Source organism: Aeromonas sp. FDAARGOS 1402 (genome assembly GCF_019046925.1).
GTDB lineage: Bacteria > Pseudomonadota > Gammaproteobacteria > Enterobacterales > Aeromonadaceae > Aeromonas > Aeromonas caviae.
On record NZ_CP077201.1, the window covers coordinates 3042074 to 3055211 of the forward strand.

Annotated in this window: 14 protein-coding genes; 1 reads left to right on the top strand and 13 read right to left on the bottom strand. The window is 55.8% G+C overall.

Annotation, left to right across the window (positions count from 1 at the left end):
* Nucleotides 1-30 precede the first annotated feature (30 nt).
* The 12 genes from I6L32_RS14565 to I6L32_RS14620 form a co-directional block, all read right to left on the bottom strand.
* Complete coding sequence (locus tag I6L32_RS14565; RefSeq protein WP_010674297.1) at nt 31-714, bottom strand: formyltransferase family protein; 684 nt, start codon at nt 712-714, stop codon at nt 31-33.
* The gene (locus I6L32_RS14570) at nt 715-1392 is read right to left on the bottom strand and encodes a PIG-L deacetylase family protein (RefSeq protein WP_216944051.1); all 678 of its coding nucleotides are present in this window, start codon (nt 1390-1392) and stop codon (nt 715-717) included.
* The gene (locus I6L32_RS14575; RefSeq protein WP_139700952.1) at nt 1382-2845 is read right to left on the bottom strand and encodes a bifunctional UDP-2,4-diacetamido-2,4,6-trideoxy-beta-L-altropyranose hydrolase/GNAT family N-acetyltransferase; all 1464 of its coding nucleotides are present in this window, start codon (nt 2843-2845) and stop codon (nt 1382-1384) included. The genes I6L32_RS14570 and I6L32_RS14575 overlap by 11 nt, the downstream gene beginning before the upstream one ends.
* A 3-nt stretch (nt 2846-2848) precedes the next feature.
* Nucleotides 2849-3112, bottom strand: a complete 264-nt coding sequence (locus I6L32_RS14580) for a hypothetical protein (protein ID WP_216944052.1) — start codon at nt 3110-3112, stop codon at nt 2849-2851.
* A gap of 122 nt (nt 3113-3234) precedes the next feature.
* Nucleotides 3235-3945, bottom strand: a complete 711-nt coding sequence (pseF, locus tag I6L32_RS14585) for a pseudaminic acid cytidylyltransferase (RefSeq protein ID WP_216944053.1) — start codon at nt 3943-3945, stop codon at nt 3235-3237.
* Between the two features lie 57 nt (nt 3946-4002).
* Nucleotides 4003-5148 (bottom strand): UDP-4-amino-4,6-dideoxy-N-acetyl-beta-L-altrosamine transaminase, encoded by a 1146-nt coding sequence (gene pseC, locus I6L32_RS14590; RefSeq protein ID WP_216944054.1) that lies wholly within the window; start codon nt 5146-5148, stop codon nt 4003-4005.
* Entirely contained in the window at nt 5145-6149 is a 1005-nt protein-coding gene (pseB, locus tag I6L32_RS14595) for a UDP-N-acetylglucosamine 4,6-dehydratase (inverting) (protein WP_216944055.1), read from the bottom strand. Before pseB ends, pseC begins: the two co-directional genes overlap by 4 nt.
* Before the next feature lie 101 nt (nt 6150-6250).
* Nucleotides 6251-7021: a cobalamin-binding protein gene (locus tag I6L32_RS14600; protein ID WP_254203903.1), complete on the bottom strand. Its 771-nt coding sequence runs from the start codon at nt 7019-7021 to the stop codon at nt 6251-6253.
* Between the two features lie 61 nt (nt 7022-7082).
* Nucleotides 7083-8015 carry a cobalamin biosynthesis protein gene (locus I6L32_RS14605; protein ID WP_216944057.1) on the bottom strand — a complete coding sequence of 311 codons (933 nt, stop codon included), beginning with the start codon at nt 8013-8015 and terminating at the stop codon, nt 7083-7085.
* A 26-nt stretch (nt 8016-8041) separates the two neighbouring features.
* Nucleotides 8042-8734 carry a 5'-methylthioadenosine/S-adenosylhomocysteine nucleosidase gene (gene mtnN / locus I6L32_RS14610; RefSeq protein WP_010674306.1) on the bottom strand — a complete coding sequence of 231 codons (693 nt, stop codon included), beginning with the start codon at nt 8732-8734 and terminating at the stop codon, nt 8042-8044.
* A gap of 100 nt (nt 8735-8834) precedes the next feature.
* Nucleotides 8835-9593, bottom strand: a complete 759-nt coding sequence (locus I6L32_RS14615) for an ABC transporter substrate-binding protein (protein WP_010674307.1) — start codon at nt 9591-9593, stop codon at nt 8835-8837.
* Nucleotides 9594-9735: 142 nt separating this feature from the next.
* Nucleotides 9736-10665: a ZIP family metal transporter gene (locus I6L32_RS14620; RefSeq protein WP_041212823.1), complete on the bottom strand. Its 930-nt coding sequence runs from the start codon at nt 10663-10665 to the stop codon at nt 9736-9738.
* A 295-nt stretch (nt 10666-10960) separates the two neighbouring features.
* Between I6L32_RS14620 and I6L32_RS14625 the strand changes: the two genes are divergently transcribed.
* Nucleotides 10961-12592 carry a methyl-accepting chemotaxis protein gene (locus I6L32_RS14625; protein WP_042863643.1) on the top strand — a complete coding sequence of 544 codons (1632 nt, stop codon included), beginning with the start codon at nt 10961-10963 and terminating at the stop codon, nt 12590-12592.
* A 69-nt stretch (nt 12593-12661) separates the two neighbouring features.
* Here I6L32_RS14625 and gloA read toward each other — a convergent pair whose 3' ends face one another.
* Entirely contained in the window at nt 12662-13069 is a 408-nt protein-coding gene (gene gloA, locus I6L32_RS14630) for a lactoylglutathione lyase (protein ID WP_216944058.1), read from the bottom strand.
* Nucleotides 13070-13138 lie beyond the last annotated feature (69 nt).

Below are 13138 nucleotides of genomic sequence, written 5' to 3' on the forward strand. Positions count from 1 at the left end.
TAACTAACATCTTGAATTAATTGTTAAAAATTAAAACTCTCTTTTTATTTTATGTATGTTGACATGAGCATCTATGTCGCCAGAAAGTCTCATTGATGGATGTGTGAAAGTCAATATATAATCCCCTATTTCTATATATGCAGGAGGATAGTTATCAACATCCAAAATCCTTATTTTATCAAAAATATTATCAATGCTATCATCCATATCAAGTTTGCTATCGTCACTTTGTCTACGTGTAAATATTGTAACCTCGCCTTCTTGTTCTGTAGGAGATGGAAGAAAATTCAATAAGCTCTTCATCATGGATATTGTTGTTTGGTATATTCGTCTAAATACCTCCTCCCCTCCACCAATAAGGGATACATCTTGACGTAGATATATTGGGCCAGCATCTAGTTGATTCGTCATTTTAAGTGCAACAACCTGAGTGTCTCTATGCCCATTTAAAACCATGTTTTGAATTGGGCTACCCCCTCTCCCATAGGGTAGTGGTGTACTATGGAAGCAAATACAGGTGAACTTGTTTGTTATTTCATCAGGGACAACCCATGACCAATGTGGAAAGAAAACTATATCCACATTGCTTTCTAGCAATAAGCGTAAATCATCTCGACATTTATAAATACCACTAGCTTCATTAATTAGCTCTGGCGATTGAATTTTCATTTGATGCCAAAAATGATCACTTTTACAAGCAATGGCAAATTTCATTTAAAATCCTCTCGATTTAATGATCTCAAAGGCTTCAGAATAATTAAACCCTGCTTGAGAACCTCTGACTCTATTAATGGACTCTATCGATGAAATAGATCTGGGGTGAGGTGTGTCTCTCAACTCCATCCAATAGCATGCTAGGGCTTCTTTTTTAATATCTATGAAGTTGTCAATATTAATAAATAAGTTAGGGGTAAAAGCTTGAATTCCCCACTCAGTTGATGATGCCACTTCATAAGCCCTTATTTCCTGCCACGTCTCTTTTGGTTGAGGTCTAAAAGCGATCAATGTTGCTTCATGAACTTTTCTATGGTCGACGTTAAGGTCTGCATAGGAGTGGGTATAAATAATATCCGGAGAATACTTTTCCTTCACCGCTTCGATATTCTTTGCCAAATCCAGGATTGGTATTGTATCGAGCATGTTATCTGGATGCTCGCCTCTGCTAATCCAAGAGAAACCAAGTAATTTAGCTGCCATTTCAGATGCCTTTATTCTGTCTTTTGAGGCAGCGATATCTATACGGTTTCCTCTTGAACTAACACCATCAGTAAATGACATTACATATACGGAGTCACCCTGGCTAATATGCTTTGCAATTGTACCTCCACAGCCAATTGTTTCGTCATCAGGATGTGCAGAAATAACTAGGATAGATTTTTTATTATATGTCATTTTGTTGATAAGTCTCTCTGTAAAGTGTCATTTTTACAATGTTATCTTCCGAACACACCTCAATAAAACAGTGCTTTCTGTATAGATCTAGTGCACTTTTGTTGTTGTTTTTAACACATAGATTGAGTTTATCTAGATGTGCAACGTCAAAAGCTACGTGCTTTGCTGCAAGTAGAATTTTATTGCCAAAACCAGACCAGTTGTGGCTAGGGTGTCTATATATGTCTAACCAAGCCTCTTTATGTATCCAGTCTATTTTATGTAAAGACGTAGAGCCTATAATTACATCGCCATAAAATACTGCATAGTTTATATTTAAGGGGTTATTAATCTGGGTGCTTATGAATTTAAAATGTGAGGATATTGAAATGCGTTTTTTATTCATCATCTGACAGCGTACTTTAATTCTGTTCCTGATAGACAAAATTTTTATCTTTTCAGCTTTGCTCAGGATCGTGAAGGGAACCAATTTCAGACAATCGTAAGCTATAACATCTGATATTTTTGAGTAATAAAAGAGCAGGTTTGCAAATCTACTTGCACCATCGGAGACACCATAACTCTTCATTTTAAAAATATACTTATTCCTTTCATCACGATTACATAATGATGAAAGATGGAATGATAATTTCTCTTTTAGATTGTCTTGGTTCCATTCATCAATCACAGGAAATAGATCTTCACATGAAACCTGATTTAATTGAAGAGATTGATTTTCAGCTGTTTTTATAATAATTGAGGGTAGTAAACATGCGATCAACTCAAAAATTGTCTGCCCTGCAGCGCAAATAGATATGTCATTTTTATGCATTAAGTCGGCTACTTGATTAGCACTAAGGTTACTGTAATAAGTGCAATTATTAGTATTGTCTAATGCAGTACTTGTTATGACATGTAACATAGCAGAAGGATATACTTTTCTCACAATGCTAATAACGAGGGAGGTAATATTTCTAATATCTGTTCCTCCCATCATAATGAGAATGTTTTTAATAGTGTGTACTACTGTTTTTTCTTTTCTTGTGTTGATAAACGCAGGTCTAATAGATTGCCAAGATGGTCCTGTCAACCAGCAACATGAACCTTTTAAGATTGGATTTGAATTAGATGCTGGATGAATAACAATTCCCTTGGGATAGGGTAAGCGAAAGGTATCATCAAGGTATGAAGTTATATTAAATGACAAAGATAAACGTTCAAGCTGTTCTAAGGATGCTGTGTAGCTATCGACAATAGCAACATCTGTATTCAAGGGAACTATGATGTTCTCATACTGCCATTGTTTCCATATGACATTCTTTTGATGTATGAATCGTCTTGCGGTTGAATCTCCATCAATAACCCACTGTACTACGCCACCTAGTTTTTCCCATGCAGTTGCATATGAAGAGCACCTACTTAGATGCCCTAAACCTCTCAATTGATCTCCTTCAGTAAAAATCCAAAGTTTCATCACTCAACGCACCTTGAACACCGGCTGGATGGGTTCGCCATCCAGGACCTGATGAATGGCCTTGTCCGCGTCCAGGCGAATAAGCGCCGGCAGGATCTCGGCGTAGACGGCCAGCAGGGTGTGGACATCTTCTTCACCGTGGGCAAGGTTCAGGTTGTGACTGCCGAGGCTGAGGATGCCCCGCTTGCACAGCTCCTGGATGAAATAGCTCTTGAGCAGCCAGCTTGGGGCATTCAACTGTTGGGACAAGGTATCGAGTCGACGCATTTTCTTGCTCACGGCATTGACTGCGAAATAGTTGAGATGACTCAATAGGCAGCTGGCATTTCCTCTAGTGTAAATGTTCAAGGACAGGGCATTTTCTGATGTCGTAGAGAAAATGTGGGCACTCATGATGTGACTTCCTCCTGCTTGAGCAATTGCCACAGTAATTCGGCCCTGCGCCAATCCTCGAGGGTGTCTATGTCTTGAACCCGGTGCCTTGGCAGCATCAGGGGGCTGGCATTGGCACTGAACAGCCGCTGCTCGGTTAACCAAGCTGTGGGCTTACCCCAATAAAATTGCCCCGCATCGTGTAAGACCTCGGGTAAGTCCTGGGAGCGGGTGGGAAAGTGTTCGGGAAAAAGCATTTCGACACCATCACCAGATCGAATAAATCCTCTGTAAGGAGAGTAATCAAAAGTAGTGGCACTAAAAACAAAATGCTGATGGCTCTCTTCTAGTATATTTTGGCCAGTACGTAGGTCATCCGCACGGACGAAAGGCGCCGTTGCATATAGACAGCACACTGAACCGAGTTGCCATCCTTGTGAGATGGCCCAGTTGATGGCGTGTGCGATCACTTCTTGGGTTCCCGCATGGTCATCGGCTAAATCAGGAGGGCGGATAAATGGCACGCTTGCACCGTACTGAAGAGCAACTTCTGCGATCAGTTCATCATCGGTTGAGACGATGATTTGATCAAAACAGCCCGCGTCCTGTGCAGCTCTAATTGAATGCACAATCATAGGAACACCAGCAAAAGGACGGATATTCTTACCCGGAATGCGTTTGCTTCCTCCCCGAGCAGGGATGATGGCCAGGGTCTGTGCTGTGGTCATAGGAGTTTCCATGTCATAGAGGTCGGGCTGTCGAGAGTGATACACAGTATTTTCTGACTAGCGGGCCAAGCGTTGTATAGCTTGGATTACATGGCTCTGCTCTTCGTCACTCAGAGTGAAATAGAGAGGCAAAGAGAGACAATGCTGATAATAACGCTCTGCTACCGGACATGATCCTGTTTTGTCTCCATATTGCTCACGATACCAAGGATGATGATACACAGGAATATAGTGAACCTGAGTGCCAATGCCGTCAGCCATCAATGAATCCATGACCTGGCTTCGACTCTTACCAATAGCTGCATAATCGATTTCTACCACATAGAGATGGAAACAAGAGGAGAGCCCCTCCATTTCCTGGGGAGTCTTAAGCCAGGAAAGTTCTGCCAGTACCTGGTTATATTGCGCTACCAGGGTACGGCGGCGCGCCTTGAACAGATCTAGGCGTTGCAACTGGCTTAAGCCCAGGGCCGCCTGCATGTCAGTCATGCGGTAATGCCAGCCTAGGGTCTGCATCTCGTGATACCAGGGCCCCGGTTGTTGGCTGACTAGAGCAGGATCTTTGGTAATGCCATGGCTGCGTAGCAGCAACATGCGCTGATACAAGGTAGGGTCATTCGTCATCACTGCACCCCCTTCACCACAAGTAAGAGTTTTTACAGGGTGAAATGAGAAGATGGTGGCATCCGAATAGCGACAACTGCCAACCGGACTACCATCGGCGTAGCAGGAGCCAATCGCATGGGCCGCATCCTCGATGATTTTTAGACCATGTTGTTTGGCGATGAGGGAAAGAGCCGGCATGTCCGCAGGTTGACCTGCAAAATGAACAGGGCTGAGTAACCGAGTGGCTGAAGTTATACGGGCCGATACTGAGCTGGGGGATAGGTTATAGCTGATGGGGTCTATATCTGCGAATACCGGGTTGATACCACAGTAAACCATGCTGTTGGCCGTGGCGGCAAAGGTAATGGGTGTAGTGATACCTTCACTACCCTCGGGCAATTCCATTGCTGCGACCGCCAGATGCAAGGCCGCTGTACCGCTTGCGACCACCAGACAATACCTGGCCCCTGTGTAGGCACAGAGTGCCTGTTCGAATTCGGCGACTTTCGGGCCTTGAGTCAAGAAGTCGGAGCTTAGTACTGCATTGACTGCGGCAATATCTGCCGTCGAAATGTCCTGTTTACTATAGGGGATCATTCCGCCAATACCTCCTTGTTGAGCTGCTGCAACTCACTCTGGGACATGAAGACGGGATTATTGAGAGAGTTGTATTCAAATCCTATAGGCACGCTGCAACCTTGTTCTCCTATGGCATTGACAGAGAAGTCATCGCTACGGTGATTGAAGGTGATGCTGGGAGCGATGACGTAATAGTCGTCAAATTCATAGGTGTGGTAGGAGTCGTCAGCCGGACACATCACCTCGTGCAACTTCTCGCCCGGACGGATGCCGATGATCTCCTGGGGCAAGTCCGGCGCCATGGCGCTGGCGAGATCCGTGATGCGTACCGACGGGATCTTCGGAACGAACACTTCCCCCCCTTTCATGCGGGCAAAGTTGGTCAGCACGAACTCGACCCCCTGTTGCAGGGTGAGCCAGAAACGGGTCATCTCGGCATGGGTAATGGGCAAGCTGCTGGCCCCTTCCTTGATCAGGCGATCGAAGAAGGGCACCACAGAGCCCCGGGAGCCGACCACGTTGCCATAACGTACCACGGAGAAAATGGTGGGGTGCTTGCCCGCCATATTATTGGCGGCGACGAACAGCTTGTCGGAGCAGAGTTTGGTGGCGCCATACAGGTTGACCGGATTGGCCGCCTTGTCGGTGGAGAGGGCGATCACCTTCTCGACCCCGTTGTTGAGGGCCGCCTTGATGACGTTTTCGGCGCCCCCGACGTTGGTCTTGATGCACTCCATGGGGTTGTATTCGGCGGCAGGCACTTGCTTGAGGGCGGCGGCATGCACCACGAAGTCCACGCCGTGCATGGCCATGTCCAGGCGTTCGGCATCCCGTACGTCACCGATGAAATAGCGCATGCAGGGGTGATTGAAACGCTGCTGCATCTCGAACTGCTTGAGTTCATCACGGGAGTAGACGATCAATCTGCTCGGCGTGTAGAGGGAGAGGACAGCCTCGATGAACTTCTTGCCAAAGGAGCCGGTTCCCCCGGTGATCAGGATCGTTTTGCCGTTGAACATGTCATGGTCCCGTTATGAAGTGAGTGTCTGTTAGATTCAAAAGCATATTTTATGCCATAACCAGCGATATGGGAGAGAGCATCGCCGTGACGAAGGCGGTATCAAGGAGTTGGCGCGCTAGTCCCGGCGATCGCCTCGCATATCTGCTCCACCGCGTTGAGGGCGCGGGGGGTGAAACGGTGCAGTTCATCGGCGTTGATAAGGGCGAGCCGCTGGTGTTTGACGGCGTCCAGCATGGGCCACTGCCGCCAGTGATCCAGCACGGAAGGATCCCGGCCGCCAGCCAGGATAAGCCCGGGATTGGCCTTGATCACCTGCTCCAGCCCGACCTGGGGGTAGGCTGCTCCCGTCGTCGCCATGATGTTGCGTCCGCCGCAGAGGGTGATGGCCTGCCCCGGCCAGGTCGAATTATTGACGCTGGTGAGCGGCGGGTACCAGAGCTGATAGAAGACAGACAGGGGCTTGGGCTCGCCGTAGCGCGCCGCCAGGGCGTCGAGCCGGGTCAGATAGGCGCGGGCTTGCTCGTCGGCTCTGGGCGTGAGCCCGAGCAGATGCCCCAGGCTGCGCATCTCGGTAGCCAGGGAGGCAAAGTCGGTGGGCTCCGAGTAGAAGACGGGGATGCCGAGGCGCTCGACCGGGCCCAGCATGCGGGCCTGGGCGGAGCGCCAGGCCACTACCAGATCCGGCTTCTGGGCCAGCAGCGCCTCGAGGTTGATGCTGCGATAGTTGGCCACCCGGGGGAGGTTGGTCACCTCGGCGGGGTAATCGGAGGCATCGTCGGTGGCGACCACGCGATCCCCGGCGCCGATATCGAACAGCAGTTCCGTCAGATGGGGAGTGAGGCTCACTATGCGCTGCGGCGGGGTGGCCATGGCGCACAGTGAGGTGCCCAGCAGGCAGACAAACAGGCCCAGGGCACGAAGGGAAACGCGATCAGCCATGATTGAGCGCCATCAATGTCAGGAGCAGCGAGAGCCCGAGCCAGCCCCAGCCGGTCAGTTGCAGACGCTGCAGCAGGCGCAGGGGCAGGTTGGCATCGGGTTCGCTCCCTTCATCAAATACCGGAAAGCGCACTAGCTGACCCTGATAGTAGCGGGGGCCGCCGAGTCGGCTGCCCGTGGCCCGGGCCAGCAGCGCGAGCAGGACCCCCATGGCGGGATGGGGCCAATGCAGCGCAGGTCGCACTCTGTTGCCCAGCCCGCGCACCTGGGTCAGGCACAGGGGGAGCGCCAGCAACAGGATGGCGGGGGCGCAGAAACCCTGATAGAGCGCCGCAGCCGGGCGGCCGAAGTGGACGAACGCGCTTTGCTTGGGGTTCCACGCCAGATGGGTCAACTGGGCGAGTCGCACCAGCAGGGCACCCTGTACCCCGGCCAGGGCGAAGCCCAGCAGGGGGGCGCCCCACTGACCGACGAGGCGCAGTACACAGGTCTCGCTCACCGCCTTGTTCAACCCCATCACCGAGAGCTTGCCGGTCTCCCGCTTGAGCCAGGGGGCGACCTGCAGCCTCGCCACGACCAGCGTCTCCTGGGTCGCCAGGGCGCGGCTCCCCCGGGCGAGTTCCCGCAAGGGGCGGGATTCGAGCATCAGCAGCAGGAACAGGAGGTCGAACAAGGGCTCGGACAGGGAGAGATTGCGCACCGCCCAGAGACCGGCAGCGCAGGGCACCCAGACCACCAGCAGGGCAAGGAGCCCGGCCTGGCTCTGCTGGCGTGCCGTGCCGTCGGGGCGATAGACCTTCTGGCCGAGGCGGGTGAGCAGAGGCACGGCTGCGCCGGGTCGAAAGCGTGCGGGCCAGGGCAGCAGGGCCTCCAGCAGGGCGGCCCCCACCATGATGCCCGCCGTCGTGGAGGCGAGGGCGGTCATCAGAGCATCCCAGGAGGGGGCGTCGATCACAGCTTGCCGAGCAGCGCGATGATCACTTCGGCGGAGTGTTGACCCGCCACCTCGATGAAGGCATCGAAGGATTCCACCTGCTCCTTGCCGGCGATGTCCGACATGGCCCGTACCACCAGATAGGGCACCTTGAACATGTGGCACACCTGGCCGATGGCGGCACCTTCCATCTCCACCGCCAGCATCTGCGGGAAGTCGGCACGGGCTTTCGCGATGGCGTCCGGCTTGCACATGAACTGATCGCCGGTGCAGATGAGCCCGACCTTGGTCTGGTGCTTGCCTTGCTCGGCAATGCAGGCCTGTGCCAGGGCGATGAGTTTTTCGTCGCAGGGGAAGGCGGCGGGCTGCTGGGCCATCTGGCCCATTTCGTAACCGAAGGCGGTCACGTCCACGTCGTGGAAGCGCATCTCGCTCGCGATGACCACGTCACCGATGTGCAGATCCTGGGCGAAGCCGCCGGCGGAACCGGTGTTGATGACGCAATCGGGAGCGAACTTCTCCAGCAGCAGGCTGGTGGCGACGCTGGCGGCGACCTTGCCGATGCCGGAGCGGGTCAGGATCACCTCTTTACCGGCCAGCTTGCCCTGATAGAACTCGCAGCCGCCCAGTTGCAGGGTGGTGGGCTCGCTCAGCTGGCTGCGCAGCAGGGCCACTTCCTGCTCCATGGCGCCGATAATACCTACTTTCATCATCTACCTCGTCTCGATGGCCGCTGGGCCGAAAAAGTTGGCGTGGATGATAGCAAAACTTGGCGGTGGCGCCGAGCATTGCGATGGCGCGGATGGGGGGTCAGGGGTAGCGTCTGGCCAGGGCGGCCAGTTCACCACTGTCTGCGAGCCGTTGCAGGGTGTTGGCGAACAGGGTCAGGCGCTCGGGGGCACTGTGGCGATGGAACAGGATGTAGAAGGGAGTCTCTTCCATCACGGTGGGGAGGATGCGGATCTTGTCGGCCAGCCCCTGTTCGCGCAAGTCGGACTCAAACCCCGGGGAGCGGTAGTAGACGAAACGGCCGCGCTTCATCAACAACTTCTCGTAGTTGGCCTGGTTGCTGATCCCGCCGCTGTCGATGATGAGACCGCCGATATCCTGGAGCCGGGCGATGGCGCCGCTGCCATGGTTGATGAGGATGATGCCCGCCTGGCCGAGGGCCCTGACATCCTGCCAGCTGCGTATCTCGACGGGATCGTCACGGCGCACCGCCAGGTGGTAGCGCACCGTGAAGATGGCGGGAGTCAGGACGATGAAGTGATCCCGCCTGGCCGGGCTCTCCCCCACGCCGCAGATGAAGTCCAGCTGGCCGTGCTGCACCTTCTTTTCCAGCCGTCGCAGCGGCAGGAAGCGCTGATCTCCCTCAATGCGAAGGGCTGGCTCCCTTGCTTCCATGAGCCGGAAGAGATCGACGCAGATCCCGCCGACATGCCCGTCGGGGAGCGTCACGTACTTGGGGGACGACGCCTGCTGCGCGGCCGTATGAAAGACCTCGGTGGCGCCAATGGCCCTGGCGGTGAGGACAAGCAGACACAGCAGCAGGATTATCCTGAGGGTCATCCGGGCAGGCTTCCGATGGGATTCAGGCGCCGTACATCAACCAGTCAAAGGGCGCCGGGGGCTCAACATTAGGCGATTTCCCCCTCTTATTTCAAGGGGTTCGCGCTGTCGTCACCGGGCGTACGGGGCTTGAGGGGGGTGATCAGCCGAGCGCGGTGTCGAGGGTCATCATCAGGGCGAAGCCTGCCATGAGACCCAGGGTGGCGTGGGTCTGGTGGCCGTTACGATGGGTTTCCGGGATCACCTCGTGGGAGACCACAAACAGCATGGCACCAGCCGCGAGCCCGAGGCCGATGGGGTAGGCGATGGCCATGCCGCTGGCGAGTCCGACCCCGAGCAGGGCGCCGAGCGGTTCCAGCAGGCCGCTGCCGATGGCGACCAGCACGGCCACCGGCGGGCGAAAACCGGCTGCGCACATGGCCAGCGCTACAGCCAGTCCTTCGGGAATGTCCTGCAGGGCAATGGCGGTCGTGAGGGGCAGTCCCACCGTCATGTCCCCCTGGGAGAAGCTGACCCCGATGGCCATGCCTTCGGGCAGGTTGTGCAGGGCGATGGCGAAGACGAACAGCCAGACCCGTGAGCAGCTCTCATGGCCGGGACCACAGGGGCCGGTCTTGTCGTGTTCGTGAGGGGTGAATTGATCCAGTCCCAGCATCAGCAGCACCCCGAGGGTCATACCGGCCACCACCACGGCGGCGGCGAGGAAGCCGTCACCCGTGATCCCCTCGGCGGCCTCGAGCCCCGGCAGCAGCAGGGAGAAGGCGCTCGCCGCCAGCATCATGCCGGCGGCGAACCCCAGCATGGCATCTTCCACCCGTTGGGGAACGGCGCGCAGGAACAGGGCAGGCAGGGCGCCCAGCGCCGTGGCGGCAAAACCCGCAGCGCCGCCAATGAGGCCATAGCGTACCCCGGCCGTGATCTCTCCTGCTGCCAGCATGACGAGACTCTGCACCAGGAGCAGCAGCACGGCGACCAGGGCGAGCAGCAGCCCCAGGGCGATGAGGGGGCGATCTGCTATCTGCTCGCGCAGTTGGACAGACCAGGAAGGGGAGAGGGTCGATACGTTGTCCATGGGGCCTCTGAAGACAGGAATGGGGAGAGACGAGCGGTCATTACATAACCTGGCCCCTGCTTTGTCCATGACGGCGGACCGATTGTGGCAATCGGCTCAAGTTTTGCGTCGAGCTGGTCGCTCCTGTGCTGGCAGCCTCGTGGCGGGCACAAGGCCCGGCGTGGGGCGAGCGGGAAGCAAGGGATCCCCTCTCTTCGCTCCCATCGTCATTTCCCGTCAGGAGTCTCGGGTCACCGCTTACACGGATGTGATCATTGTGTCACTGCACATCTGCAGTCGAGGATCACCAGCCAACATGTCTTACAAGCATCTCTCCATCGGCAAGAAGATTGCCGCCGTCTTTGCGGTCATTGCCGTCATCAACGCCGTCTTCGGCCTGTTTCTCGCCACCGAACTGCGGGACATTCGGGATCGGGTATTGAACTTCACCGACTCCACCCTGCCAAGCGTGCTCTCGGTGGACAACCTGCTCTATGACGTCTCCTATGTGCGCCGTGCCCAGTTTGCCCTGCTGATGGTGGAAGATGCCGTCGACAGGCAGGTTCGCCGCGCCCGCATCCAGGAGAGCCTGGGCAAGGTGCAGCAGGTCATGGATGCCTACGAGGCAACCGTGGGGGCCGAGCATGAACGCCAGGCCTTCAACCGCGTCAAGCAGCAGTGGCTGCAATATCTGGGGGCCGTCAACCAGGTGGATGCCCTGTTGTTCCAGGGCAGCAGGGATGAGGCCAGGGAGGCGCTGTTTCGCTCGAACGGGCTCTACACCGAGCTGGAGCTGGCGGTGCGTGCCCTGGTGAAGGTGAATCTTGGCTTTGTGGAAGAGAACCGTGGCAGCCTGCTTGGCAGCGTCACCATGGTGATGACCTTTGCCGTGGTGAGCATCGCGACCCTGCTGATCTTCATGGGGGTCATGACCTGGTTCCTCACCCGCCAGATCTGTCTGCCCCTGCAAGCCGTGGTGGCCCAGGCCAATGCCATCGCCCTGGGGGATCTGACCCATCGGCTGGATCGCCAGCACATCGGGCAGGACGAACTGGGGATGCTGGCCAGCGCCTCCCTCAAGATGCAGGACAACCTGCGTGGGCTCATCGAGGAGGTGGCCGCCGCCGTGACCCAGCTGGGGGCCGCCATCGAGGAGGTGAGCGCGGTCTCCGAGCAATCATCCCAGGGGATCCAGAGCCAGCAGCAGGAGATAGCCCAGGTTGCCACCGCCATGGCCCAGATGAAGGCGACGGTAGCGGATGTGGCGGGCAACACCGAGGTGGCCTCGGAGTCGGCAAGCTCCGCCAATGCCCTGGCTCGTCGCGGCAGTCAGGATGTGCAGGGGGCCCTGGATGCCATCACCCGGGTGGCCGGTGAGATGGAGCAGGCGGGTAACCTGGTGAGTGAACTGGAGAAAGAGTCCGCCCAGATCAACCTGGTGGTGGATGTCATTCGCGGCATTGCCGACCAGACCAACCTGCTGGCACTCAATGCCGCCATCGAGGCGGCCCGTGCCGGTGAGCAGGGGCGCGGCTTTGCGGTGGTGGCCGACGAGGTGCGCACCCTGGCGGGGCGTACCCAGGCCTCCACCGGCGAAATCGTCGCCATCATCGAGACCCTGCAGGCTCGTGCCAACCGGGCGAAGTCGGTGACCGGCCAGAGTTGCGAGATGATCCGCCAGTGCGTGAGCCAGAGCGAACGCACCAGCGTGGGCATTCGTCAGATTGAAGAGGCGGTGGCCCAGATAGCCGACATGGCGATCCAGATTGCCAGTGCCTGTGGCGAGCAGGATGCGGTCTCCGATGAACTGGGCCGCAACGTGGCGCGCATCAACGACTCCTCCAACGAGGTCGCGACCGGCGCGGATCACACCGCCAAAGCCTGTCTGGAGCTGAGCCAGCTGGCGGCGGGTCTGCGCCAGAGCATGGGGCGCTTCCGCCTGGCCTGACGGTGGTTGCAGCCAATAAAAACGGGGCCCTGGGCCCCGTTGTTTTTCTCACCGCCAGGCGGCGTGGGCTCAGGCGCCCAGGCCGTTACCGGCGTCTTTCTTGGCAATCAGCTCAATCTTGTAACCGTCCGGGTCTTCCACGAAGGCGATGACGGTGGTGCCGCCCTTCACCGGGCCCGGCTCGCGGGTGATCTTGGCGCCGGCGGCGCGCAGTGCCTCGCAGGTGGCATAGATGTCGTCCGCTTCCAGGGCGATGTGGCCATAGGCGGAACCGAGATCGTACTCGCTCACCCCCCAGTTGTAGGTGAGCTCGATGACGGCTTCATCCTTCTCGTCGCCGTAGCCGACGAAGGCCAGGGTGTACTTGTATTCGCTGTTCTCGCTCTTGCGCAGCAGTGTCATGCCCAGCACTCGGGTGTAGAAGTCGATGGAACGTTGCAGATCGCCGACGCGCAACATGGTATGCAGAATTCTCATTGCTCAATTCTCCGGGTTGGTGGATTGGTACTGCCTTGAATCCATGGCCCGAGACCGGATCCGCAGAGG